Below are 21,650 nucleotides of genomic sequence, written 5' to 3'. Positions count from 1 at the left end.
GTCCCGGCGTCACCCCGGCGAGCGCATCGCGAGCTGGGCGAGGAGCTCACGGCCCTGCTCGGCCGAACGCGGCTGGCAGAGCACGTCGTAGCGACCGGCGACCAGCTGGCTCGCGGAGGAGAAGTCGCGGCGGGACATGCTGTAACTGATCGCCGCGAAGACCGTCCACGCCAGAATGCCGAGCACGAGCCCGCCGATCATGGGCTGCCACGCGAAGCCCTGGTTGTTGAACATCCCCAGCAACAGGCCGATGATCAGGCCGAACCACGCGCCCGACACGGCACCGGTGCCCAGCACGCGGCCCCAGCTCAACCGGCCGACGACGCGTTCGACGAGCATCAGGTCGACGCCGACGATGGTCACGTCGGCGACCCCGAACTCCTTCTCCGCGAGGAAGCCGACGGCGTGCTGCGCTTCGCCGTACGTCGCGTAGGAGCCGATCGGCCATCCGGAAGGCGGCGTCGGCAGGCGGGGCAGCCCGCCTGCGGCACGTCCGCCTCCGCCAAAGGGAGCACTCACGTAATCACCTCTCGCCCGTCCTGGTCCATCTTCTCAAGGACGGGCGAAAGGCGCGAACGTTCAGGAGCGGGACTTGTACTCGCGGAGCAGGCCGCGGCTGATGATGGTCTTCTGGATCTCGCTGGTGCCCTCGCCGATGAGCAGGAACGGCGCCTCGCGCATCAGACGCTCGATCTCGTACTCCTTCGAGTAGCCGTAACCGCCGTGGATGCGGAACGAGTCCTGGGTGACCTCGGCGCAGTACTCGCTCGCGATCAGCTTCGCCATCCCGGCCTCGACGTCGTTGCGCTCGCCGGAATCCTTGAGGCGGGCGGCGTTGACCATCATCAGGTGCGCGGCTTCGACCTTGGTGGCCATCTCGGCGAGTTTGAACGCCACCGCCTGGTGCTCGGCGATCGCCTTGCCGAAGGTCTTGCGCTGCTGGGCGTACTCCACGGCCAGTTCGAACGCGCGGATCGCGATGCCGCAGGCACGCGCGGCGACGTTGACGCGGCCGACCTCGACACCGTCCATCATGTACGCGAAGCCCTTGCCCGGCGCCCCGCCGAGGACCTTGTCGGCACCGATCTTGTAGCCGTCGAAAACGGCTTCGGTGGTGTCGACGCCCTTGTAACCCATCTTGTCGATCTTGCCGGGGATGGTGAGGCCGGGAGCGACCTCGCCGAAGCCCTCGGGCTTCTCGACCAGGAACGTGGTCAGGTTCTGGTGGGCCTTCTCGGCGCCCTCGTCGGTCTTGACGAGCAACGCGATCAGGTTGGAGCTGCCGCCGTTGGTGAGCCACATCTTCGAGCCGTCGATGACGTAACCGTCGTCGGTCCGGCGGGCGCGGGTCTTGATCGCGGCGACGTCGGAACCGAGGTCCGGCTCGGACATCGAGAACGAACCGCGGACCTCACCGGTCGCCATCCGCGGCAGGAAGTGCTGCTTCTGCTCCGGCGTCCCGTGACGGGAGATCATGTGCGCCACGATGAAGTGCGTGTTGATGACGCCGGAGACGCTCATCCAGCCGCGCGCGATCTCCTCGACCACGAGCGCGTAGGTCAGCAGCGATTCACCGAGGCCGCCGTACTCCTCCGGGATGGTGAGCCCGAACAGACCCATCTCCTTCATCCCCTCGACGATGTCGGTGGGATAGGTGTCGGAGTGCTCGAGCTCCTGCGCGCGCGGGATGACCTCCTTGTCCACGAACTGGCGGACCGTGGCCAGGATTTCGGACTGCACGTCGGTCAAGCCGGCGGTCTGGGCGAGGCGAGCCATCGCTGCTCCCTAAATTCGCGCGCACCGGGCTCCCGGCGCTGGGTTACCGGTGAGTATGACGCTTGACCGGGGACCTCGCTATGAGCGCAGTCACGCGTACGCCATCCGTGACCATGGCACTACAGTGACAAGCCGATCACAGTCCGAGGGGGACGAACGTGGCTCTGCAGCCCTTTGGTGGATTCCCACCGCATCAGCAGTACGGCTTCCCGAACCAGCCACCGGCACAGAGCAAGGACTCCGGCCTGGCGGTCGCCGCCCTGATCTTTTCACTCTTCGGGCTGATCGGACTGGTGTCCGTGATCCCGGGGATCGTCCTGGGCCACGTCGCCTTCGCGAAGGCCCGGCGCGGCGAAGCCGGCGGCAAGGGCATGGCGCTGGCCGCTTTCATCGTCGGCTATCTGATGATCATCCTCTACGCCATCGCGATTCCGGTCCTCCTGAACGTCGCCGCGAAACACGGGGCTTTCCGCTAGCGATACCGTCCGGTGCCGACGAGGGGACCATCATGACGAATCCGCACGACCCGTACGGGCGACAGCAGCAGCCTTCCGGGCAGTTCGAACAGCCCTACGGCCTCCAGCCGTACCAGCCACCGCAGCACTTCTACGTCCAGCAGACCTACGTGCGGCCGCCGGACCAGGGCATGGCGGTGGCGTCGCTGGTGTGCTCGCTGATCGGGCTGATCATCTGCTTCCCGGCGATACTGGGGATCATCTTCGGGCACATCGCGCTCTCGAAGGCCAAGCGCGGCGAAGCGGGCGGCAAGGGCATGGCGCAGGCCGGAATGATCGTCGGGTACGTCGTCACCGGGCTGTGGCTGATCCCGGTCATCCTGTGGTTCGTGTTCGTGGTGTTCGCGATCGGTGCCGCGGGAGTCTCGTGACCCGTTCGGAGGATACGGTGGTGTCCCGCACGAACCAGGGGGCCGACCGGATGAACAGTTCCGACCCGCAGGACACGCCGTCCTACACCGACTCGAACACCTTTTCGGACCCGACGTCCGCGTCCTCGTCCGAAACGGTGGCGAGCCCGTCGCCGGCGGAACCGCAGCAGTTCCAGCCTCCCGAGCCCTTCACACCGCCTCCGCCTTTCGAGCCACCGGCTCCGTTCGAGCCTCCTGGTTCCGCTGCTCCGGTGGATCCTCCCGCTCCCGTGGAGCCGTACGCGCAGGCCATCGACCCGCTGACCGCCGAGCCCGTCCCGCAGCCCGAGACCACCTTCGCGACTCCGGACCCTTCGGTCCTTCCGGTGTACCCGTCCGCGCCCATGCCGCTCGTGTACCCGCCGCAGCCGTACAACCCGTACGCCGCGACGGCACCGCAGCGTCCGCAGGACAACGGGATGGCGATCGCCGGACTGGTGTGCTCGCTCATCGGGATCTGCTCGTGCGTGACCGTGATCGTCGGGCTGATCCTGGGGCACATCGGGCTCGCCAAGGCGAACCGCGGTGAGGCCGGCGGGCGAAGCATGGCGCTCGCGGCGGTGATCATCGGTTACATCGTGCTCGCGCTGTACGTCGGTTTCTTCGGGACTTTGATCGTTTTGGGTGTCAACGGCGAACTGGACTAAAGGGCCTCGTCGTCCGGTTGGCGAGGCGCGGGCGCCCTACCGGGTGTCGCGAAAGCCACTTTCGCGACGTCTGATGTCCCGAAAGTGGCTTTCGCGACACGGCCACTGGGTTGGCTCTAACCGTCCTTACCACTCATGAGCCCTGGAGCCGCGTCGTCCGATTCGCGAGGCGCAGGCGCCACTTGTCCATTGGCCTCCTCCGGGGAAGGCGAGGGAGAAGCTTCCCGCTTCGGGGTGTTCGCGTCCAGGAAGCGCAGCAGTTCCACCGGGAACGGCAGGACCAGCGTCGAGTTCTTCTCCGCCGAGACCTGCACGACGGTCTCCAGCAGCCGCAGCTGCATCGCCGCCGGGGTGTCGGCCATGGTCGCGGCCGCCTGCGAAAGTTTGTGCGACGCCTGCAATTCACCGTCGGCCGAGATGACCCGCGCGCGCCGCTCGCGTTCGGCTTCGGCCTGGCGTGACATCGAGCGTTTCATCGATTCCGGCAGCGCGACGTCCTTGATCTCGACACGGTCGATGTGGATGCCCCAGTCCAGCGCCGGGCTGTCGATCATCAGCTCCAGGCCCTCGTTGAGCCGTTCGCGGTTGGACAGCAGGTCGTCCAGTTCGCTCTTGCCGATGATGGACCGCAGCGACGTCTGCGCGACCTGCCCGACGGCCGAGCGGTAGTCCTGCACGTTCACCGCGGCCAGTACCGGGTCGATCACCTTGAAGTACACGACCGCGTCGACCCGCACGCTGACGTTGTCGCGGGTGATGCCGTCCTGCGCGGGGATCGGCATCGTGATGATCTGCATGTTGACCTTCTGCATCCGGTCCACGAAGGGCACCAGCATCGCGAGCCCCGGCTGCCGGGGGTTCACGCGCACCCGGCCGAACCGGAAGATCAGACCGCGTTCGTACTGTTTCACCACGCGCAGACTGGTCGCGAGCCAAGCGCCGCCCGCGACGGCGATCGTACCGAGAATCTCCACCACCATGGCTACTCCCCGGGGTTGTGTTCTCCCTGCTCACGGTACGCCTGACGGGTCACGGGCGAAACACGGTGGACACGCCTGCCAAGGTGGGATCGTGACCGGTTTCAAGATCCCGCCCAAATTCCTCGACCGCGCCGCCGGACTCGGCCCTGGAGCCGCCGAATGGCTCGATTCCCTCCCCTTTCTCGCCGCGAAGTACACGGCCAAGTGGGACCTCGGTTACGACGGCGAGGCGATGCACGGTTTCGCCGGCGTCGCCCAGCCCGTCCGCCGGGCCGATGGCTCCCCCGCGATCCTGAAACTCGGCTGGCCGCACGAGGAATCGGTCGACGAGCCGCTCGCACTGTCCACTTGGGCCGGTCAGGGCGCGGTGCTGATGTACGACAACGTGCCCGAGGACGGCGTGCTGCTCCTGGAGCGGCTCGACTCCACTCGATCGCTCGAAACCGAGCCGATCCAGGAAGCGATCGAGACCATCGGCGTGATGGCCCGGCGACTGGCCGTCCCGGCTCCCGAAGCGCTGCAACGTTCCCTTCGCGAGGAAGCCGAGGAGCTGGTCACCGAACTTCCGAAGACGTGGAGCGAACTCGGCGAACCGTTCGACCGGAAGTACATCGACGCGGCGGTCGAGATCTGCGTGAACCTCGGGCCGGAGGCCGGTGAGCTGATGGTGAACGAGGATCTGCACTTCGAGAACGTCCTCGCCGGGGAACGCGAACCGTGGCTGGTGATCGATCCGAAGCCACTTTCGGGTGACCTCGAGTTCGGCGCGATCTCGATCCTCTGGAACCGGGCGGCCGAGTCCACAATGGACGAAAAGATCGCGTGGTTCACCGCCGCTGCCGGTGTGGACGTCGAGCGCACGCGGGCGTGGACGCTCGTGCGCGCGGTGGAGAACTGGATTTGGCTCCACGAAGACCTCGCCGAGGGTGCCGAGCCCACGACCCTCGCCGAAGACCCGGCCTACGCAGCTGTCCCCGAAATCGCCGCGTGGGCATTGCGGTGATCACACGAATCGTCTCCAGGCCCGGAAGCCGATAACCTTCGGGCATGGCACCCGTGAACAGGGTATTCGCAGCTCAGTTGGCCGGTTTGCCGGTTTTCGGACCCGACGGCGAATCGATCGGCAAGGTGCGGGACCTGGTGGCGGGTCTCCGGCTCGACCAGCAACCACCGCGGATCCTGGGCATCGTCGTCGAGCTGACGACGAGGCGCCGCGTGTTCGTGCCGATGTTGCGCGTGACCTCGATCGAGCCCACCGCCATCACGCTCGCCACCGGTTCGGTCAACATGCGGCGGTTCCACCAGCGGCCCAACGAGGTGCTGGTGGTCGGGCAGCTGTTCGACGCGTACGCCACGCTCACAGGCTCGGACACCCGTGTCACCGTGGTCGACGCCGCCATGGAGCCGACGCGGACCCGGGACTGGGTGCTCGCGAAACTCGCGATCCGCGAGCGGTCGAGCAGGCTCGGCCTCGGCAGGCGGCGCGCGCCGATGCAGGTGCTGCCGTGGTCGGAGGTGTCCGGGCTCGGGCTCACCGACCTGACCGGCCAGACTCAGGGCGCGGCGCAGCTGCTGATGCTGTTCGACACCATGCGCCCGGCGGACGTCGCAGCCACGGTCCGGGACCTGCCGTTGAAACGACGGCACGAGGTCGCCGACGCGATGGACGACGAGCACCTCGCCGACGTCATCGAGGAGCTTCCCGAGGACGACCAGAAGGAACTGTTGTCCTACCTCGCCGAGGAACGGGCCGCCGACATCCTCGAAACGATGAACCCCGACGACGCCGCCGACCTGCTGGCCGAACTGGCACCCGCCGAACAGAACCGGTTCCTGGAACTGATGGAACCCGAGGAGTCGGCGCCGGTGAAGCGCCTGCTGAAGTACTCCTCCGACACCGCGGGCGGGTTGATGACGCCCGAACCGGTCGTCCTGACCCCGGACGGCACTGTCGCGGAGGCACTCGCGCATATCCGCAACGCCGACCTGCCGGTGGCACTGGCGAGCATGGTGTTCGTCTGCCGCCCGCCCACCGAGACGCCGACGGGGCGTTTCGTCGGCGTCGTCCATTTCCAGCGGCTGCTGCGCGAACCCCCCGCGGAGATGGTCGCGAGCGCCGTCGACACGCAGCTGCCGGCGTTGCGGCCCGACGCCACGTTGTCCGAGGTCACCCGCTACTTCGCCGCCTACAACCTCACCTGCGGGCCGGTGGTCGACGCCGAGGACCACCTGCTGGGCGCGGTCACCGTCGACGACGTGCTCGACCACCTGCTGCCGGAGGACTGGCGCGAGACCGGGCTGCACGACACCACCGGCGAGATCAATGAAGAGATCGAGGAGGACGACCGTGCCTGAACTGACGTCCGGGCGGCGGCTGGACCAGCCCCGCGGCCAAGGCCGGTTCAGGCTGAACATGGATCCGGACACGTTCGGCAGGCTCACCGAACGGGTCGCGCGGTTCCTCGGTACCGGCAAATACCTGTTCTGGCAGACCCTGACCGTCATCGTCTGGATCGTGCTGAACCTGGTGGCGGTCTCGCTGCGCTGGGACCCGTATCCGTTCATCCTGCTGAACCTGGCGTTCTCGACGCAGGCCGCGTACGCCGCGCCGCTCATCCTGCTGGCACAGAACCGCCAGGACGACCGTGACCGCGTCTCGCTGGAGGAAGACCGGAATCGGGCCGAGCAGACCAAGGCGGACACCGAATACCTCGCGCGGGAGCTGGCGTCACTGCGGATCGCGGTCGGCGAGGTCGCCACCCGTGACTTCCTCCGTGGCGAACTCGACCGCCTCCGTGAGGATCTTGATGCCAAGCCGCGCAAGGGCAAACCCGACCGCACGGCTACCGGTACGTAACATGGACGTGTGACCAGTACGCAGCAACTCCCCAGCGTCGACGACGTCCGCACCGCGCTGAAGGCCGTGTACGACCCGGAGATCAAGAAACCGATCACCGACCTCGGCATGGTCAAGGGCGTGGAGGTGGGCTCGGACGGTGTGGTCACCGTCGGGATCTACCTGACGGTCGCCGGCTGCCCGTTGAAGGCGACGCTGACCAAGGACACCACCGACGCCGTCGCGAAGCTCCCCGGCGTCAACGACGTCCGGGTCGAGCTCGACGTGATGAACGACGAGCAACGCACGGCACTGCGAAAATCGCTGCGCGGTGACGCCGCGGAACCGGTGATCCCGTTCGCGCAGCCGGGTTCGCTGACGCGGGTCTACTGCGTCGCGTCCGGCAAGGGCGGGGTCGGCAAGTCCTCGGTGACGGTGAACCTCGCGGCCGCGATGGCCGAACGCGGGCTTTCCGTCGGCGTGGTCGACGCGGACATCTACGGGCACTCGGTGCCGCGGATGCTCGGCGCGCGGGAGAAGCCGACCAAGGTCGACACCATGATCATGCCGCCGCAGGCGCACGGCGTGAAGGTCATCTCGATCGGCATGTTCACCCCGGGCAACGAACCCGTCGTGTGGCGCGGGCCGATGCTGCACCGCGCGTTGCAGCAGTTCCTGGCCGACGTGTTCTGGGGCGACCTCGACATCCTGCTGCTGGACCTCCCGCCGGGCACCGGCGACATCGCGATCTCGGTGGCGCAGCTGATCCCGAACGCGGAGATCCTGGTCGTCACCACCCCGCAGCAGGCGGCCGCCGAGGTCGCCGAGCGCGCGGGCGCGATCGCGTTGCAGACGCGGCAGCGGATCGCCGGGGTCATCGAGAACATGTCGTGGCTGGAGACGCCCGACGGCGGCCGGATGGAGATCTTCGGGTCCGGCGGCGGGCAGTCCGTCGCCGACTCGCTGTCGAAGTCGGTCGGCTCCCCCGTGCCGCTGCTGGGGCAGATCCCGATGGACCCGCGTCTGGTCACCCTCGGCGACGCGGGCAAGCCGATCGTGCTGGCGGAGCCGGACGCGCCGGCGTCGCTCGTGCTCAAGGAGGCGGCGAAGAAGCTGACCGTCCGGGCGCGCGGGCTGGCCGGGATGATGTTGAACGTGACCCCCGCAGGCCGCTGACCTCAGGCCTCGCCGAAGCACCCCTCGCGTGCAATGAAGGGGCCTTTCATAGCAAAATTTGCTATGAAAGGCCCCTTCATTGCAGCTTGGGGCCGTGAGGTCAGGTGGCGTCGGGGTCGACCGGCGGGCGCTCGCCCGGCTTCAGCGGCTCGGGCTGCGCGGCGGTCGCCGGATAGCCGTTGGGCTTGGCCGCACCACTCGAAGCGCCGTTCGTGGCGCCATTGGAGCCATTGGTGCCGTTGGCGTCCTTGAGCCCCAGCGGATCCGAGTCACCGTCGAACAGGTGCTGGGTGACGACCCGCTTCGGGTCGAAGTTGCGCAGGCCTCGCAGGTCCTCCAGCGGCTTGCGCAGCTGATCGAACTCCGGGCCCATCTCTTCGCGCAGTTGCGTCTTGGCCCCGGTCGCGAACTCGCGGACCTTGCGGACGCTCTTCGCCATCCACGCCGCAGCTTCCGGGAGCCGTTCCGGACCGAGAATGAACAGACCCGCGACGATGATGATGAGGATCTCGCCCCAGCCGACACTTTCGAACACCCGTGTGAACCTCCGCCTCGGCGTCTTCCCCGTTCAGGGTACCCGGCCCGACCGGCTAGTCCGAGGCCAGTTTCACGTCCACCACAAGCGAAGACCCATCCCGGACAAGCCGGACTGGGACCATCTCGCCGACTTCGCGGGCGCGGACCGCGACGAGCAGCTCCGCCGAGTCGCGCACGAGCCGCCCGCCGACCTCGGTGATGACGTCGCCTTCCTTGATCCCGGCCGACGCGGCCGGGCCACCAGGGGCGACATTGCGGACCTGTGCGCCCATGGTGCTGGAGCCCGCGACGGTCGACGAAGCGTTGATGCCGATGTCGGGGTGGACGACCTTTCCGTCCTTGATCAGTGTTTTCGCGATCTTCACCGCGTAGTCGCTCGGGATGGCGAACCCGATGCCGATGCTGCCGCCCTCGGCACTGGACGAGCGGATCGCCGAGTTGATCCCGACCAGCGCACCGGTCGCGTCGACGAGCGCGCCGCCCGAGTTGCCGTGGTTGATCGCGGCGTCGGTCTGGATGGCCTCGTAGATCACCGGCGCGCTGCCGCCGTCGCCGCCCGCGGTCACCGGGCGGTTGAGCGCGCTCACGATGCCTGCGGTGACCGAGTTCTGCAAGGCCAGCGGCGAGCCGACGGCGATCACCGAGTCGCCGACGGCCAGGTCGGACGACTTCCCGACCTGTAGCGCGGTCAGGTTCTTGACGTCGACCTTGACCACGGCCAGGTCGGTCTTGGCGTCGGCGCCGACGACCTTCGCCTCGACGCGCTTTCCGTCGAAGAACACGGCGGTGACCTTGGTGGCCGAGTCGGCCGTCGCGGCGGAGATCACGTGCTCGTTGGTGAGCACGTAGCCCTGGTTGTCGATGACGACGCCGGAGCCCTGCTGACCGGCATCGGCGCCGGGCTTGAACACCTCGAGCGAGACGACCGCGGGCGCCACGCGGTGGGCGATGTCGGCGATCGAACCCGCCGGACGCTCCTTGGCCGCGTCGGCCTCGGAGATGCTGGCCTGCCCGGTCAGTTCGGTGCCGGTGTCGGCGAACCACCAGCCGATCAGCCCGCCCGCGGCGCCGACGACCAGCGCGACGGCGGCGAGCATCGCCAGCGCCTTCGTCTGCACGCGCCGCCCGAAGAGGACTTCCGGGAGGCTCAGCAGCGCGCCTTGCGGGCGCTTCGCGTCCTTGTCCGGTTCTGACTCCGCCTGCACGGCGGGCCCGGCGAGCACCGCGCCGGAGGAGGGGTCACGCCACGGATCCGAGGTCGTGGTCCAGAGCGGGCCCTCCACGCCGTTTTCGGACGCTTCGGAGCCGTTGGACCCGTGCGGCCGCTCCAGCACGACACCTTCGGCGCCCGGCGGGCGGCGGAAGGCCTCGGCGAGCGATTCCGGCGTCGGCGGTGCCAGGTTCACACCCGGCATGGCCTGCCCGTTCGTGCCGGGCTGGTAGAGCTTGTCGAAGGCGCCGTCGACGCCACGCGGCCTGCCGAACGTGGCCGCCTGAGCCGGATCGACGGCGGGCCGGGCCAGCGGGCGCGGCGCCAGCCGATCCCCCGCCGGGTCACCAGGCTGCTGCGGATTCGCGTTCGGCTGCTCGGTCATCATTCCCCGGGGCTGAGATCAGGTTGGCCGGACGCGAGAGTACGCCAGGCCTCGACCTGGATTCTGCCGTGACCACGGTGAAGTGCGCGTTGATTCCCCGGAACGACAAGAAATGTGACACTTGAGGCAACCATGTCTCACTTCTGGCAGTCTAACGACCATGTCGGAGAATCACGGGGGACACTTCCCACCTCAACAGCAGTGGCAGCAACACCAGCAGTGGCCCCAGCAGCAAGGCTGGCCGCAGCAACCACCCAAGAAGAAGGGCCTGTCCACCAAGGTGAAAGTGCTGCTGCTCGTCGCCGCGCTCGTGGTGGTCGGCGGCGGACTCGGCCTGCTCTTCGTGCTGAAGGCGGCCGCCGGGCCGGAGAAGCAGGCGAAGATGCTGACCGAGGGCGACTGCGTCGTGCTGACCGGCTCCGGCAAGGAGGCCGACGCGGTCAAGACGCCGTGCGACTCGCCTCAAACGCCGTACGCGGTGAGCCTCACCGGCGTCGACAAGGGCGATTGGGACTGCAAAGAGGGCTTCTACAAGTACTCCGTCCCGAGGCCGGCGCGCGGGGACGGCGTCGCCCTGTGCCTCGCGATCAACGCCAAGGTCGGGCTGTGTTTCGACGACATCGGCTCGAAGACCCCGCCGCCGCTGAAGGACTGCGGCTCGGCGCGGCTGCGGATCAGCGAGGTCTTCCCGAAGATGAGCATCGTGAACAGCCCGTGTGCCGAGGGCACGGCGGAGGTCATCTCCTACGCCAGCTACGGGACTTCGAACTTCAAGAGCGCGACGATCTGCTTCGTCAAACCCTGACGAAGCGGATCAGCGGGCCGACACGGGCATGGGCGCTGTCGACGTGCTCGGGCTCGGCGCGGGGCTGCGCGGCGGTTCCGGTTTGGCGCCGCCGCCCAGCTGCGCGGGCAGCAGACCGGCGTTGACGCCCTGCGGAGGTACGAAAGCGGGGCTCGGCTGGTCTTCCACGCCGTCACCCGAGGTCGCGACCAGGGCCAGGGCGCTCAGCACCAGACCCGAAACGACGACTCCGGCGCCCTGCGCGTACTTCCGGCGGGCGAGGCCGAACTTCCCGCCGCCGAGGACGTTCGGGGACTGGCCCAGTGGCGCGGATGATCCCAACGGCGCTGTACCGCCCAACACCCCGCCGCCCAGCACTCCGGCGTCACGAAGGCCGGCGACCCTGTCGGGCCGCTGGATGGCCACCAGCTGACCGTCGGCTGTCATCGCCAGGTTGTCCGGCGCGCTGGGGAGTTCGGTGTTCTGCGGGATGGAGCACAGGCTGGCCAGGAAACCCGCCGACATCGACGGGGCGCCTGCCTGCTTCACGGCGGTGACGGCCTGGCGCTGCGCCGTGACCTCGGCCGCGCACGACTGGCAGCGGGCGATATGCGCCGATGCCCTGTCCTGGGCGCCGAGACTCAGCTCGCCGTCCACGAAGGCGACGATGGCGTCCGGAAGCAGATGCGACTCGGGGAGTCCCCAGCCTCGCGGTGCGGTCATACCCCCACCTTCGCAGACTCCTGCGCCGCGGCGCGACGACGCTCCAAAGAAGCTCGAAGCGCCTGGCGGCCGCGGTGGATCCGGCTGCGCACGGTGCCGAGCTTGACACCGAGGGTGGCGCCGATCTCCTCGTACGAGAGGCCTTCGACGTCGCACAGCACGACCGCGGCGCGGAACTCGGGCGGCAACTCGTCGAGCGCGGCTTGCAGATCCGGGTCGAGATGGGTGTCCGAGTAGACCTGCTCGGGGCTCGGGTCGTCACCGACGATGCGGTCGGTGTCCTCGGGGAGGCCTTCCATCCGCACGCGTGAGCGGCGGCGGGCCATGTCGAGGAAGAGGTTCGTGGTGATGCGGTGCAACCAGCCCTCGAACGTGCCGGGCTTGTAGGACGCGAGGGAGCGGAAGACCCGGATGAAGGTCTCCTGCGTCAGATCCTCGGCGTCGTGGGCGTTACCGGTCAGGCGGTACGCCAGCCGGTACACGCGGTCGGCGTGTTCGCGCACGACCTCGTCCCACGACGGCGGCGTCCATGCGGCCTCGTCCACGGTCACCGGCGTGACCTGGTCCGCGTGCTGGTCCTGCATCGTTTCCTGCATCGGGGAAGTAGGCACCTCCATCAGCGTCTTCTCCCAACTACTCCACCCAACGCGGGCGATGTGCACGGTGTTCCCGTTGTCGAGACCCAGTCTGTCCGGCCTGCTTATGTTTCTAGTGAGACTGGACTGAGAAGAGGCTGAGAAGTCGGTACCAGGGAGTCTTCGCTGTTTTGTCCACAGGCAGCGCTAACCTCCGCGTGTGAATTCCGGGACGCATGCGGGCTCGCCAGCCGAGGCCGCCGACGCCGACCTCGTCGACGGGTACCTCCCCGACGACGAGGTACTGGCCACCGCGCGGGCGCGGTCGGCCGACCTGGGGTGCGGTCCGCTGAGCGCGGGTGCCGGCGCGACCCTGCGTTTCCTGGCGACGACGCTGCGCGCGAAGGCCGTCGTCGAGGTCGGGACCGGAGCGGGAGTGAGCGGGTTGTGCCTGCTCAGAGGCATGGTCGACGACGGGATCCTGACCTCGATCGACATCGAACCCGAGTACCACCGGGCGGCGCGGGCGGCCTTCCGTGAGGCGGGTTATCCGCCGGGGCGGACCCGGCTGATCATGGGCCGCGCGCTCGACGTTCTGCCCCGGCTCACCCCCGGCGGTTACGACCTGGTGTTCGTCGATTCGGCGCCGATCGAGTACCCGAGTTGCTATGAGAAGGCCGTCGCGCTGTTGCGGCCCGGCGGGATACTGGCGTTCCACAACGTCTCGGGTGCCAGGGTGACGGATCCCTCACGGCGCGATCCGGACACCCTCGCGCTGCGCGAGGTCGCGCGGGCCTTCCGGGAGGACGACCGGCTGGTCCCGGCGCTGTTGCCGGTGGGCGGCGGCCTGCTGGTCGCCGCCATCGCGTAGCAAGGGACCTTTGCTATCGCCGGGGGCTGAAGGACGCTTTCACCGCATCAGACGGGGCGAAGGACGCTTTCACCACGTGCGATGCGGGGAAAGTCCCCTTCAGCACGGCGACCGCGGCGAGGGCGAGCCAGGCGGCGGTGAGCGCGATCAGCCAGGTCCAGCCCGCGTGCCCGTAGACGGTCGCGCCGACAGCGCCGCCGATGCTGCTGCCGAGGTAGTACGAAAGCGTGTACAGCCCACCCACCTGGCCTCGGGCGTTCTCGGGCGCCTCCGCGGCGGCCCAGCCGTTGGCGACGGCGTGAGCGGCGAAGAACGCGCCCGTCAGCACGACGAACCCCACGATGACCAGCGGCAGCGAATCGGGCAGCGTCAGGGCGGTCCCGGCGATCGTGAGCAGCAGCGCGCCGGCGAGCGACCGGCGGCGTCCGAACCGGCCGACGAGCTTGCCCGCGGTTGCCGACGAGACCGCGCCCATCGCGTAGGCGAGGAAGACGAGCGACGCGATCGCGGGCGAGAGGTCCAGCGGCTCGCCGGTCAGGCGGAATCCGGCGGCGTTGTACAACGCGACGAACGAGCCCATCGCCAGCAGCGCGACCGCGTACTGGACCAGCAGGACCGGCTTCCGCACGGCCGCGCCGAGCCCCTTGAGGACCGCTTGCCCATGCCCGCGCAGTACCTCTGACCTGCGACCATCCCCGGAAGTGATAGCAAAGGTCCCTTGCTCCCCCGGCGGCAGGGCCACCACCGTGACCACCGCGCAGACCAGCCCGATCACCGCGACGACGAGCAGCGCGCCGTGGTAGCCGAACGGACCGGCGGTGAACCCGGCCGCGAGCCTGCCGACCATGCCGCCGACGGTGTTCCCGGCGATCATCGCGCCCACCGCCGCCGCGAGCCCGGCCTTGCCGAGCCGTTCCGCGAGGTAGGCCGCGGCCACTCCGGGGAACCCCGCGATGGCGACGCCCTGGAGCGCCCGCAGCACGAGCAGCGCCGGGTAGCTGGGCGCCAGCGGCAGCAGGAAACCGAACACGACCGCCGAGACCACCGAAGCGATGATCACCGGACGCCGTCCCACGACCTCGGAGAGCACCGCGATCGGCAGCACGGCGATCGCGAGCGCGCCGGTCGCGACGCTCACCGCGAGCGAAGCGCCGCCCGGGTCGAGGTGGTACTGCTCGGCCAGCTGCGGCAGCACCGGCTGCGGCGCGTAGAGCAGGGCGAACGAGGAGATCCCGGCCGCGGCGACGGCGATCGTCACGCGGCGAGTGGTTCCGGTGGCAGGCACGATCTTGAAGCTAAGCCCGGCTAAACGATACGTCTAATACGTCCATCTGCCACAATCGATACCGTGCTGAATGAAAGGATGACCGCCCAGCTAGCGCCCCAGCTCGCGTTGCTCTCCGCACTGCGCCGCACGACGAACGTCACACGCGCGGCCGAACTCCTCGGTGTCCCGCAGCCGACGGTGAGCCGCCGGATCGCCGCGCTCGGCGAGGCCCTCGGCGCCCCGCTGACCGTCCCCGACGGCCGCGGCATCCGCCTCACCCGGGCAGCCGAACTGCTGGCCGACGCCGCCGAACGCGCCCTCGCCACCGTCGACGCCGGAGTCCGCCAAGCCCGCGAAGAGGTCGACCCCGAATCCGGGCACATCGTCCTCGGCTTCCTGCACCTGCTCGGCCGGTCGCTGGTCCCCACCCTGCTCCGCGGCTACCGCGCGGACCACCCGCACGTGCGCTTCACGCTGGTCCAAGGCTCACGCCAGGACATAGTCGACAGGCTGACCAGCGGCGAACTCGACGTCGCGCTGCTCGCCCCCGCGCCCGTCGAAGACCCGCTGCTCGACACCGTCGTGCTCGCCGAACAGGAGATCTTTCTCTCCGTCCCGACATCGCACCGCCTCGCCGACCGGCCCAGCGCCGCCGTCGTGGACCTCAAGGACGAGGAATTCGTCCTCCTCGAAACCGGCTACGGCCTTCGCACCATCACCGACGAGCTGTGCGCCGAAGCCGGCTTCGAACCGAAGATCGCCTTCGAGGGCCAGGAGTCCGACACCGTCCGAGGGCTGGTCGCGGCCGGGCTCGGGGTGGCGCTGCTCCCCCGGTTCGAACCCGGCAGCCCCGCGGGCGTCGCCGAAGTCCCGCTGGTGCCACCGGTCGGGCGGACCATCGGACTGGCGTGGCGCAAGGACGTCGTCCTGCCGCCCGCGGTCATGCGGTTCCGGGAGCGGGTCCGCGCCGAGCGCTGGTGACGATCGTCAGGGTCGGTCACTGCCTTTCGTACAAGGCGGTGAGTCCGTCATTTTCGCTAACTTCGGGTGAATGTACGACGACATCGTGGAGCTGGCCAGGGAGAGCCCGAACTGGCTTCAGGCATCAGGCGTCCTGTTCACCGACGCGGGACTGCTGATCTTCGCCGCCCTGATGGCCTGGGTCTTCTGGCGGGCTCGCCCCTCGCCCGCCATGATCGCGGTGTCGCTGCTGGTGCCCGCCGCGACCGCGATCGCGTACCTGATCAGTGAAGCGGCGAAGAGCGTGATCCGCGAGGACCGGCCATGCCGGAACCTCGTCACGCTCGTCGACTGTCCCGCGCCAGGCGACTGGTCCTTCCCGAGCAATCACTCCACGATCGCCGCGGCGGCCGCCGTCGGGCTCGCGCTCGCCTGGCGACGACTCGCGCCGTGGGTGCTCCCGGGTGCCCTGCTGATGGGCTTCTCGCGGGTCTTCGTCGGCGCGCATTACCCGCACGACGTCCTCGCCGGACTCGTCCTCGGCGCCGTAACCGCGTGGCTCGTGTTCCGCTATCTGACCGGTCCCGCGACCAGGCTCGCTCGACGGCTCACCGCGCATGCCGGTGACGCGCCGACCCAGCCCATGCCCAGGGTGCGCCCGCGGGGCGATAGCAAAGGTCCCTTGCTACCGCCCCGCAGGTCAGGCGTAGGAAGCGACCAGTTCGACCAGCGTCCGCGCGGCGAAACCGGTGGCTCCCGGCACGACGTCGGCGTAGGTCTTGTCGGCCCGCGCGGGCCCGGCGATGTCGAGGTGCGCCCACGGCACGTCGCCGACGAACTCGCGCAGGAACAGCGCCGCGACGATGCTGCCGGGGCCACCGGGCGCCTGCCGGACGTCGCCGAGTGAACCCTGCACGGTCTCGGCCAGGTCCTCCAGCAGCGGCATCCGCCACCACGCCTCGCCGACCCGCTCGCCCGCCTTCGTGACCCGCTCCGCGAGCGCGTCGTCGGTGGCGAACACGCCGCCGATCCGGACGCCGAGCGACACCTTCATGGCGCCGGTCAGCGTCGCCGCGTCGATCACGGCGTCCGGTTTGTGCTTCTTGATGCCGTAGACGAGCGCGTCGGCGAGGACCATGCGGCCTTCGGCGTCGGTGTTGCCCACCTCGGTCGTCTTGCCGCCGTAGTGCCGGACGATGTCGCCGGGCCGGTACGACGAGCCGGACACGTGGTTCTCGGCGGCGGGCACCAGCCCGGTCACCTTGACCGGCAGGCCGAGCGCGGCGATCGCGCGGACCGCGGCGATGATCGCCGCGCCGCCCGCCATGTCGGTGCGCATGAGGTGCATGCCGTCGGCCGGTTTGATCGAAAGACCGCCGGTGTCGAAGGTGATGCCCTTGCCGACCAGCAGCAGATGCGTGGTCGCCCCGCGCGGCCGGTACTCCAGCTCGATCAGCCTCGGCGGCGCGGCCGAACCGCCACCGACGGCCAGGACACCGCCGAAGCCCTGCTCCGCCAGCCACTTCTCGTCCCGGACCGAGACGGTCAGGTTCGGGATGCCGCCGGCGACGCGCGCGGCGGTGTCGGCGAGCCAGGCGGGGGTCTTGACGTTCGAAGGCGCGTTCGCCAGGTCGCGGGCGAACGAGGCGGCGGCGGCGAGTTCGCGAACCCGCTCCAGTGCCTTCTCGTACGTGGGCACGGCGCGCTCGTAGCGGGTCAGCAACCGCACGGTCCGCGGGCTCGGCTTCGGCTCCTCGGCCGTCACCGTGAACCGGTAGCCGCCGAGCAACAGGCCGAACGCCAGTTCCTCGACGTGCTCGGCGCCCGCGTCCTCGGGTAGTTCGACGGCGAAGGCACGGAACGCCTTCTGGCCCGCCTTGACGTCTTCGTCCAGCGCCGAGGAGACGGCGCGGATCAGCGCGGCACCGGCTTTGCGATACTGACGCGGTTCCCCATCGCCGACACCCGCGACCCAGCGGGTGCCACCGGTCGGCACGGCCTGCACGTCACCGGCCTTGCCGGTCGGCCGCACGCCCTCGATCTCCTCGAGTCCGGCGTCACCGTCCTCTTCGGACGGCGCCGCGATTAGCGTGGCCAGCGGCGTACCGCGCCGCAGATCGTCCGAGACCTCGATTTCGAGCAGCTTCCCCGGAACGGGGGGTAGCGGGTTACGCACAGTGAGCGACCTCCGGGCGCAGATGAACCGCGACCCCGGCCTCCGAACGGAGACCGGGGTGCGGGTGGTTGAACGTTGGTGCGGTCCGGCTCAGCCGGTGACCTCCTGCAAGGCCGCGCCGAGATCCTTCGCTTCTTCCGCGGAGAGTTCGACGACGAGGCGCCCACCACCCTCGAGTGGTACGCGCATCACGAGGCCCCGCCCCTCCTTAGTCACTTCGAGGGGACCATCTCCGGTCCGGGGCTTCATGGCCGCCATAGCGTGCTCCCTCCGTCTCAACCGGCGCGCCCGGGTCGCGCTCGTCAAAGCCAGCCGGGTCTACTGTCCATTGTCCCTCATCAGCGGCCGGGCGCGAACGCGGACCGATCTTTTGCCGTCGTATCGGTGCTGGTATGCGGCTCGCGAGGCTGAAAGACTCCACTCAGACCGCAGTTTCGCCGACTAGGAGATCCCGTGACCACATCCGACGTTCTGCTGACCGCCGACGCCGATGGCGTGCGCACCTTCACGCTGAACCGGCCGCAGGCGTACAACTCGCTGACCGTCGAACTCAAGGAACTGCTGCTGGCGGGGTTGCGGGAGGCCGCAGCCGACGACAGCGTCCGAGCCGTCGTGCTGACCGGCTCCGGCAAGGCGTTCTGCGCCGGGCAGGACTTGAAGGAGCATGTCGGACTACTGCAGGCGGGTGACCCGGCTCCGCTACACACCGTCAAGGAGCACTACAACCCGATCGTCAAGACCATCGTCGGGATGCCGAAGCCGGTCATCGCCGCGGTGAACGGCCCCGCGGCCGGTGCCGGTGCCGCCTTCGCCTACGCGAGCGACCTCCGGATCGCGGCGACGTCGGCGAACTTCCTGATGGCGTTCGCGAACGTCGGCCTCGGCCCGGACTCGGGCGCGTCGTGGACGCTGCAGCGGCTGATCGGCCTCGGCCGCGCGGCCGAACTGATGCTGCTGGCCCGCACGGTCGACGCCGCCGAAGCGCTGACGCTGGGACTGGTCAGCGAAGTCGTCCCCGACGAGGAACTGGCGGCCCGCGCGCAGAAGGTCGCCGCGAAGCTCGCGGCCGGCCCGACGGTCGCCTACGCGAAGATCAAGAACGTCCTGTCCGTCGCCGCCGAGTCCTCGCTCGAAGAGGCGCTCGACGCCGAGGACGCCGCGCAGTCCGCACTGGGCGCGACCGCCGACCACAGCGAGGCGGTCGAGGCCTTCGTGGGCAAGCGCAAGCCGAACTTCCAGGGCAAGTAGCCGCCCCGGACGTGCAATGAAGGACGCTTTCATAGCAAATTTTGCTATGAAAGCGTCCTTCATTGCACCTTCGGGACCGGTACCGAGCCTGAGCGGTTAGCGTCCCGCCGTGATCCCGATCCCCGCCCACCTCCACGCGAAAGCCGCGGAGCACGGCCTTGGCGAATGCCTCCGCCGCTACCGTCGCAGACCAGGGGTCGTCGGCACCTTCTTCGCCTTCGCACCACTAGCGGGCGCTCTGGCGCTCGGGATCCGCGAAGGCGACATGACCGGAGCGCTGGCCGTAGTGCTGTTCGTGTGGCCGCCCCTGTTCCTCCCGTGGTGCCACCTCACGGGGAAACGCCTCGCCGGTGGCGTCTACGTCTTCACCGGCGGCTTCGCCGAGGTCTATGGCCGCAAGATCCCGCACGCGATCACCTGGGCCGAAGTCCGTGAAGTGCGCTACAAGGGCGTCGAGCACTGGGTGAACTTCTTCCCCGTCGCCTACGTCGCGAGGTGCACGATCGGCCTGCGCGACGGGCGCGAGATCGAGTTCGACGGCACTTACCGGCCGCTGGAGCGACTGGCGAACGACCTCCACGCCCGCGCGGCCTAGGCTCGGAAGCAGTCCTTCACGTGGTCGTCGACCATGCCCGTCGCCTGCATCAGCGCGTAACACGTCGTCGGCCCCAGGAACACGAACCCGCGTTTCTTGAGGTCCTTCGCCATTGCCTTCGACTCGTCGGTGATCGCCGGGACGTCCGCCATCGTGCGCGGCCGCTTGTGCCGCGCGGGCGCGAACGACCACAACAGGTCGTCCAGCGAGCCGTCCAGTTCCGCGATCACGCGCGCGTTGTTGATGGCCGCGAGGATCTTCGCCCGGTTCCGCACGATCGACGCGTCCTGCATCAGCCGTTCGACGTCGTCGTCGGTGAAGACGGCGACCTTCTTCGGCTTGAACTTCTTGAACGCCTTACGGAACGACTCCCGCTTGCGCAGGATCGTGATCCACGAGAGCCCGGACTGGAACGACTCCAGGCACAAGCGCTCGTACAGCTCTTCGTCACCGTGGAGCGGCACGCCCCATTCGGTGTCGTGGTACTCGACGTAGTCCGGCGCCGAGTTGCCCCATGAGCACCGCTTGATCCCGTCCGTGCCCAGCAAACCCGCCTCAGCCAACCCGGTACCCCTCCGCGTACTTCACGAACTTCTGCAGGCACAGCCGCAGTCCCAGCTCGAACCCCGGTTTCGCGACCGGCCAGCCGAGCCGTCCGACGACGCCGAACGGCGGCCGCAGATGCTCCGCCCAGACGAACGTCGACGCGTGCGGCCCCTTCTCGATCACCTGGAACACCCCGGTGCCCCGCACGATCTTGCCGAGGTGCCGTACGACGCACCGCAGCGGCGGCTCCCAGCTGGTGATCTCCATGGTGTCGGTGAACCCGATCCCGGCGACACCGGTGAAGGCCGACAGCTTCGAGCCCACACTGCGCCCGTTGCCCTCGACGATTTTGACCTCGGTGCCGAGCATCCATTCACCCTGGCGTTCCCAGTCGGTCAGCGCGAGCCAAGCCGTCCCGGCCGGTACCGCGACGTCGACGGAGACGACGACATCGGTCACCTGGCGCCCTCGCGCTCGGCCTCCAGCTCGGCCACCTTGGAGCGCAGTTCGTCGATCTCGACGCCGAGGCGCCGCATCACCCAGTCCACTTCGGACATCTTGTAGCCGCGCACCACCATCTGATAGCGGACGGCGTAGACGTCCTCGGCGGTGATGTCCTCGGCGGGCAGCCTGGTCGGCGAGCTGCCGGGGGGCAGCGGGGCCAGTTCCTCACCCCGGCCGAACACCACGGCGGCCAGCAGAAACACCACTGCGGCCACCAGCAGCATGACTACGAGATAGATCAGGGCGGTCGTCACGCCACGATCGTGGCACACGAACGCCACGATCGTCGCGCCAGCAACGCGAGTCGCACGCTGACCACCACCCAGAGGATCATCAGGATCCCGCACGGCACGGACAGGAACAGCCGCGACGCGTCGAGGAACCCGGTGGCGAGAACCATCAGGGCCACCGAAAGCAGGTTCAGCCCGACGGCCTCACCGATCAGCACCCCGGCCGTCCGGACCAGCCGGACGCCGTCCATCCGCCGGGAGAGCCGTCGCATGCAGAGGAGCGCGAACACTCCCAGCACCGGCACGAGGTACACCGAGCCGTGGGTGAATTGGGCGACGTAGAGGTACCAGCCCGGGGTCGGCGTCGCGAGCTGCGACCAGTCACCGAAGGTCCACTTGCGGGCGAATTCCCAGGTGAGCTGCATCAACGGCACGCCGAGGATCAGCTGCCAGAGGGTGCGGGTGCCGCTGTGCATCCCGAGTTCGGCCTGGTAGTCCCGCGCGATCAGGTGCGCCGGCCCGAAGTCTTCGACGGCGCGCCGCTGCGCGTCGTGCTCGCTCCACCCGCCCTCGCGGTAGGCGTCGGCGGCGTCGTTGAGCCCGTCCCGCGCCTCGCGCAGCAGATCCCGCTTCGCCGACGCCGGGCCGTCCAGCCGCGTGCGCAGGTCACCGAGATAAGCCTCGATCACAGTCATGCCG

General features: G+C 69.0%; 26 protein-coding genes and 1 pseudogene. 13 read left to right on the top strand and 14 right to left on the bottom strand.

The window, feature by feature from the left end:
- Nucleotides 1-9: 9 nt before the first annotated feature.
- Nucleotides 10-519, bottom strand: a complete 510-nt coding sequence (locus ACLARN_RS19050; RefSeq protein ID WP_409492762.1) for a general stress protein — start codon at nt 517-519, stop codon at nt 10-12.
- Between the two features lie 60 nt (nt 520-579).
- A complete protein-coding gene (locus ACLARN_RS19045; protein WP_409492761.1) occupies nt 580-1,776 on the bottom strand; it encodes an acyl-CoA dehydrogenase family protein in 1,197 nt (398 codons plus the stop codon).
- A 158-nt stretch (nt 1,777-1,934) separates the two neighbouring features.
- On the opposite strand from ACLARN_RS19045, the gene ACLARN_RS19040 reads away from it, so the two are divergent.
- The 3 genes from ACLARN_RS19040 (at nt 1,935) to ACLARN_RS19030 (ending at nt 3,348) form a co-directional block, all read left to right on the top strand.
- Nucleotides 1,935-2,252: a DUF4190 domain-containing protein gene (locus ACLARN_RS19040; protein ID WP_409492760.1), complete on the top strand. Its 318-nt coding sequence runs from the start codon at nt 1,935-1,937 to the stop codon at nt 2,250-2,252.
- A gap of 32 nt (nt 2,253-2,284) precedes the next feature.
- On the top strand, nt 2,285-2,662 hold the full coding sequence (locus ACLARN_RS19035) for a DUF4190 domain-containing protein (RefSeq protein ID WP_409492759.1): 378 nt from the start codon (nt 2,285-2,287) through the stop codon (nt 2,660-2,662).
- A gap of 251 nt (nt 2,663-2,913) precedes the next feature.
- Nucleotides 2,914-3,348 (top strand): DUF4190 domain-containing protein, encoded by a 435-nt coding sequence (locus ACLARN_RS19030; RefSeq protein WP_409492758.1) that lies wholly within the window; start codon nt 2,914-2,916, stop codon nt 3,346-3,348.
- A gap of 116 nt (nt 3,349-3,464) precedes the next feature.
- On the opposite strand, the gene ACLARN_RS19025 is transcribed toward ACLARN_RS19030, so the two are convergent.
- Nucleotides 3,465-4,328, bottom strand: a complete 864-nt coding sequence (locus ACLARN_RS19025; RefSeq protein ID WP_409492757.1) for a slipin family protein — start codon at nt 4,326-4,328, stop codon at nt 3,465-3,467.
- A 91-nt stretch (nt 4,329-4,419) separates the two neighbouring features.
- On the opposite strand from ACLARN_RS19025, the gene ACLARN_RS19020 reads away from it, so the two are divergent.
- From ACLARN_RS19020 to ACLARN_RS19005, 4 genes are read left to right on the top strand one after another with little or no spacing between them, the layout of a single operon-like run.
- Nucleotides 4,420-5,331, top strand: a complete 912-nt coding sequence (locus ACLARN_RS19020) for an aminoglycoside phosphotransferase family protein (RefSeq protein WP_409492756.1) — start codon at nt 4,420-4,422, stop codon at nt 5,329-5,331.
- Between the two features lie 44 nt (nt 5,332-5,375).
- Nucleotides 5,376-6,683, top strand: a complete 1,308-nt coding sequence (locus tag ACLARN_RS19015; RefSeq protein WP_409492755.1) for a magnesium transporter MgtE N-terminal domain-containing protein — start codon at nt 5,376-5,378, stop codon at nt 6,681-6,683.
- On the top strand, nt 6,676-7,185 hold the full coding sequence (locus ACLARN_RS19010; RefSeq protein ID WP_409492754.1) for a DUF1003 domain-containing protein: 510 nt from the start codon (nt 6,676-6,678) through the stop codon (nt 7,183-7,185). The genes ACLARN_RS19015 and ACLARN_RS19010 overlap by 8 nt, the downstream gene beginning before the upstream one ends.
- 9 nt (nt 7,186-7,194) lie before the next feature.
- Nucleotides 7,195-8,340, top strand: a complete 1,146-nt coding sequence (locus ACLARN_RS19005) for an Mrp/NBP35 family ATP-binding protein (protein WP_409492753.1) — start codon at nt 7,195-7,197, stop codon at nt 8,338-8,340.
- Nucleotides 8,341-8,440: 100 nt separating this feature from the next.
- Here the strand turns inward: ACLARN_RS19005 and tatB are convergent, their stop codons facing one another.
- Together tatB and ACLARN_RS18995 are read right to left on the bottom strand one after the other, a co-directional pair.
- Complete coding sequence (tatB, locus tag ACLARN_RS19000; protein ID WP_409492752.1) at nt 8,441-8,875, bottom strand: Sec-independent protein translocase protein TatB; 435 nt, start codon at nt 8,873-8,875, stop codon at nt 8,441-8,443.
- Nucleotides 8,876-8,930: 55 nt separating this feature from the next.
- Nucleotides 8,931-10,472, bottom strand: coding sequence for a S1C family serine protease (locus ACLARN_RS18995; protein ID WP_409492751.1), 1,542 nt, complete (start codon nt 10,470-10,472; stop codon nt 8,931-8,933).
- 160 nt (nt 10,473-10,632) lie between these two features.
- On the opposite strand from ACLARN_RS18995, the gene ACLARN_RS18990 reads away from it, so the two are divergent.
- Nucleotides 10,633-11,277 (top strand): hypothetical protein, encoded by a 645-nt coding sequence (locus ACLARN_RS18990; protein ID WP_409492750.1) that lies wholly within the window; start codon nt 10,633-10,635, stop codon nt 11,275-11,277.
- 9 nt (nt 11,278-11,286) lie between these two features.
- Here the strand turns inward: ACLARN_RS18990 and ACLARN_RS18985 are convergent, their stop codons facing one another.
- Nucleotides 11,287-11,979: an anti-sigma factor family protein gene (locus ACLARN_RS18985; protein ID WP_409492749.1), complete on the bottom strand. Its 693-nt coding sequence runs from the start codon at nt 11,977-11,979 to the stop codon at nt 11,287-11,289.
- The gene (gene sigE, locus ACLARN_RS18980; RefSeq protein ID WP_034313360.1) at nt 11,976-12,596 is read right to left on the bottom strand and encodes an RNA polymerase sigma factor SigE; all 621 of its coding nucleotides are present in this window, start codon (nt 12,594-12,596) and stop codon (nt 11,976-11,978) included. Before sigE ends, ACLARN_RS18985 begins: the two co-directional genes overlap by 4 nt.
- Before the next feature lie 178 nt (nt 12,597-12,774).
- On the opposite strand from sigE, the gene ACLARN_RS18975 reads away from it, so the two are divergent.
- Nucleotides 12,775-13,425, top strand: a complete 651-nt coding sequence (locus ACLARN_RS18975; RefSeq protein WP_409492748.1) for an O-methyltransferase — start codon at nt 12,775-12,777, stop codon at nt 13,423-13,425.
- Between the two features lie 13 nt (nt 13,426-13,438).
- On the opposite strand, the gene ACLARN_RS18970 is transcribed toward ACLARN_RS18975, so the two are convergent.
- Nucleotides 13,439-14,683, bottom strand: coding sequence for an MFS transporter (locus ACLARN_RS18970; protein ID WP_409492821.1), 1,245 nt, complete (start codon nt 14,681-14,683; stop codon nt 13,439-13,441).
- 105 nt (nt 14,684-14,788) lie between these two features.
- Between ACLARN_RS18970 and ACLARN_RS18965 the strand changes: the two genes are divergently transcribed.
- Together ACLARN_RS18965 and ACLARN_RS18960 are read left to right on the top strand one after the other, a co-directional pair.
- On the top strand, nt 14,789-15,673 hold the full coding sequence (locus ACLARN_RS18965; RefSeq protein WP_409492820.1) for a LysR family transcriptional regulator: 885 nt from the start codon (nt 14,789-14,791) through the stop codon (nt 15,671-15,673).
- Between the two features lie 70 nt (nt 15,674-15,743).
- A pseudogene (locus ACLARN_RS18960) lies at nt 15,744-16,217 on the top strand (phosphatase PAP2 family protein); the annotation flags it as partial.
- Nucleotides 16,218-16,352: 135 nt separating this feature from the next.
- On the opposite strand, the gene ACLARN_RS18955 reads toward ACLARN_RS18960, so the two are convergent.
- Nucleotides 16,353-17,828, bottom strand: coding sequence for a leucyl aminopeptidase family protein (locus ACLARN_RS18955; RefSeq protein ID WP_409492747.1), 1,476 nt, complete (start codon nt 17,826-17,828; stop codon nt 16,353-16,355).
- A gap of 90 nt (nt 17,829-17,918) precedes the next feature.
- Nucleotides 17,919-18,086 carry a DUF3117 domain-containing protein gene (locus ACLARN_RS18950; RefSeq protein WP_005155393.1) on the bottom strand — a complete coding sequence of 56 codons (168 nt, stop codon included), beginning with the start codon at nt 18,084-18,086 and terminating at the stop codon, nt 17,919-17,921.
- A gap of 195 nt (nt 18,087-18,281) precedes the next feature.
- Between ACLARN_RS18950 and ACLARN_RS18945 the strand changes: the two genes are divergently transcribed.
- Together ACLARN_RS18945 and ACLARN_RS18940 are read left to right on the top strand one after the other, a co-directional pair.
- Nucleotides 18,282-19,076, top strand: a complete 795-nt coding sequence (locus tag ACLARN_RS18945) for an enoyl-CoA hydratase-related protein (RefSeq protein ID WP_409492746.1) — start codon at nt 18,282-18,284, stop codon at nt 19,074-19,076.
- A 109-nt stretch (nt 19,077-19,185) separates the two neighbouring features.
- On the top strand, nt 19,186-19,671 hold the full coding sequence (locus tag ACLARN_RS18940) for a hypothetical protein (protein WP_409492745.1): 486 nt from the start codon (nt 19,186-19,188) through the stop codon (nt 19,669-19,671).
- On the opposite strand, the gene ACLARN_RS18935 is transcribed toward ACLARN_RS18940, so the two are convergent.
- Genes ACLARN_RS18935 through ACLARN_RS18920 form a run of 4 tightly spaced genes read right to left on the bottom strand, consistent with a single transcriptional unit; the run spans nt 19,668 to nt 21,646 of the window.
- Nucleotides 19,668-20,234, bottom strand: coding sequence for a DNA-3-methyladenine glycosylase I (locus tag ACLARN_RS18935; RefSeq protein ID WP_409492744.1), 567 nt, complete (start codon nt 20,232-20,234; stop codon nt 19,668-19,670). The genes ACLARN_RS18940 and ACLARN_RS18935 overlap by 4 nt on opposite strands.
- Nucleotides 20,227-20,676, bottom strand: coding sequence for an SRPBCC family protein (locus ACLARN_RS18930; RefSeq protein ID WP_409492743.1), 450 nt, complete (start codon nt 20,674-20,676; stop codon nt 20,227-20,229). Before ACLARN_RS18930 ends, ACLARN_RS18935 begins: the two co-directional genes overlap by 8 nt.
- Nucleotides 20,673-20,975, bottom strand: a complete 303-nt coding sequence (locus ACLARN_RS18925) for a DivIVA domain-containing protein (protein WP_076163283.1) — start codon at nt 20,973-20,975, stop codon at nt 20,673-20,675. Before ACLARN_RS18925 ends, ACLARN_RS18930 begins: the two co-directional genes overlap by 4 nt.
- Entirely contained in the window at nt 20,972-21,646 is a 675-nt protein-coding gene (locus tag ACLARN_RS18920) for a permease prefix domain 1-containing protein (RefSeq protein WP_409492742.1), read from the bottom strand. The genes ACLARN_RS18925 and ACLARN_RS18920 overlap by 4 nt, the downstream gene beginning before the upstream one ends.
- Nucleotides 21,647-21,650 lie beyond the last annotated feature (4 nt).

It is taken from the genome of Amycolatopsis sp. cmx-11-12, assembly GCF_046269425.1.
Taxonomy (GTDB): domain Bacteria; phylum Actinomycetota; class Actinomycetes; order Mycobacteriales; family Pseudonocardiaceae; genus Amycolatopsis.
Note: the sequence above shows the minus strand (reverse complement) of the source record. Positions and strands in the feature narration are given on the sequence as shown.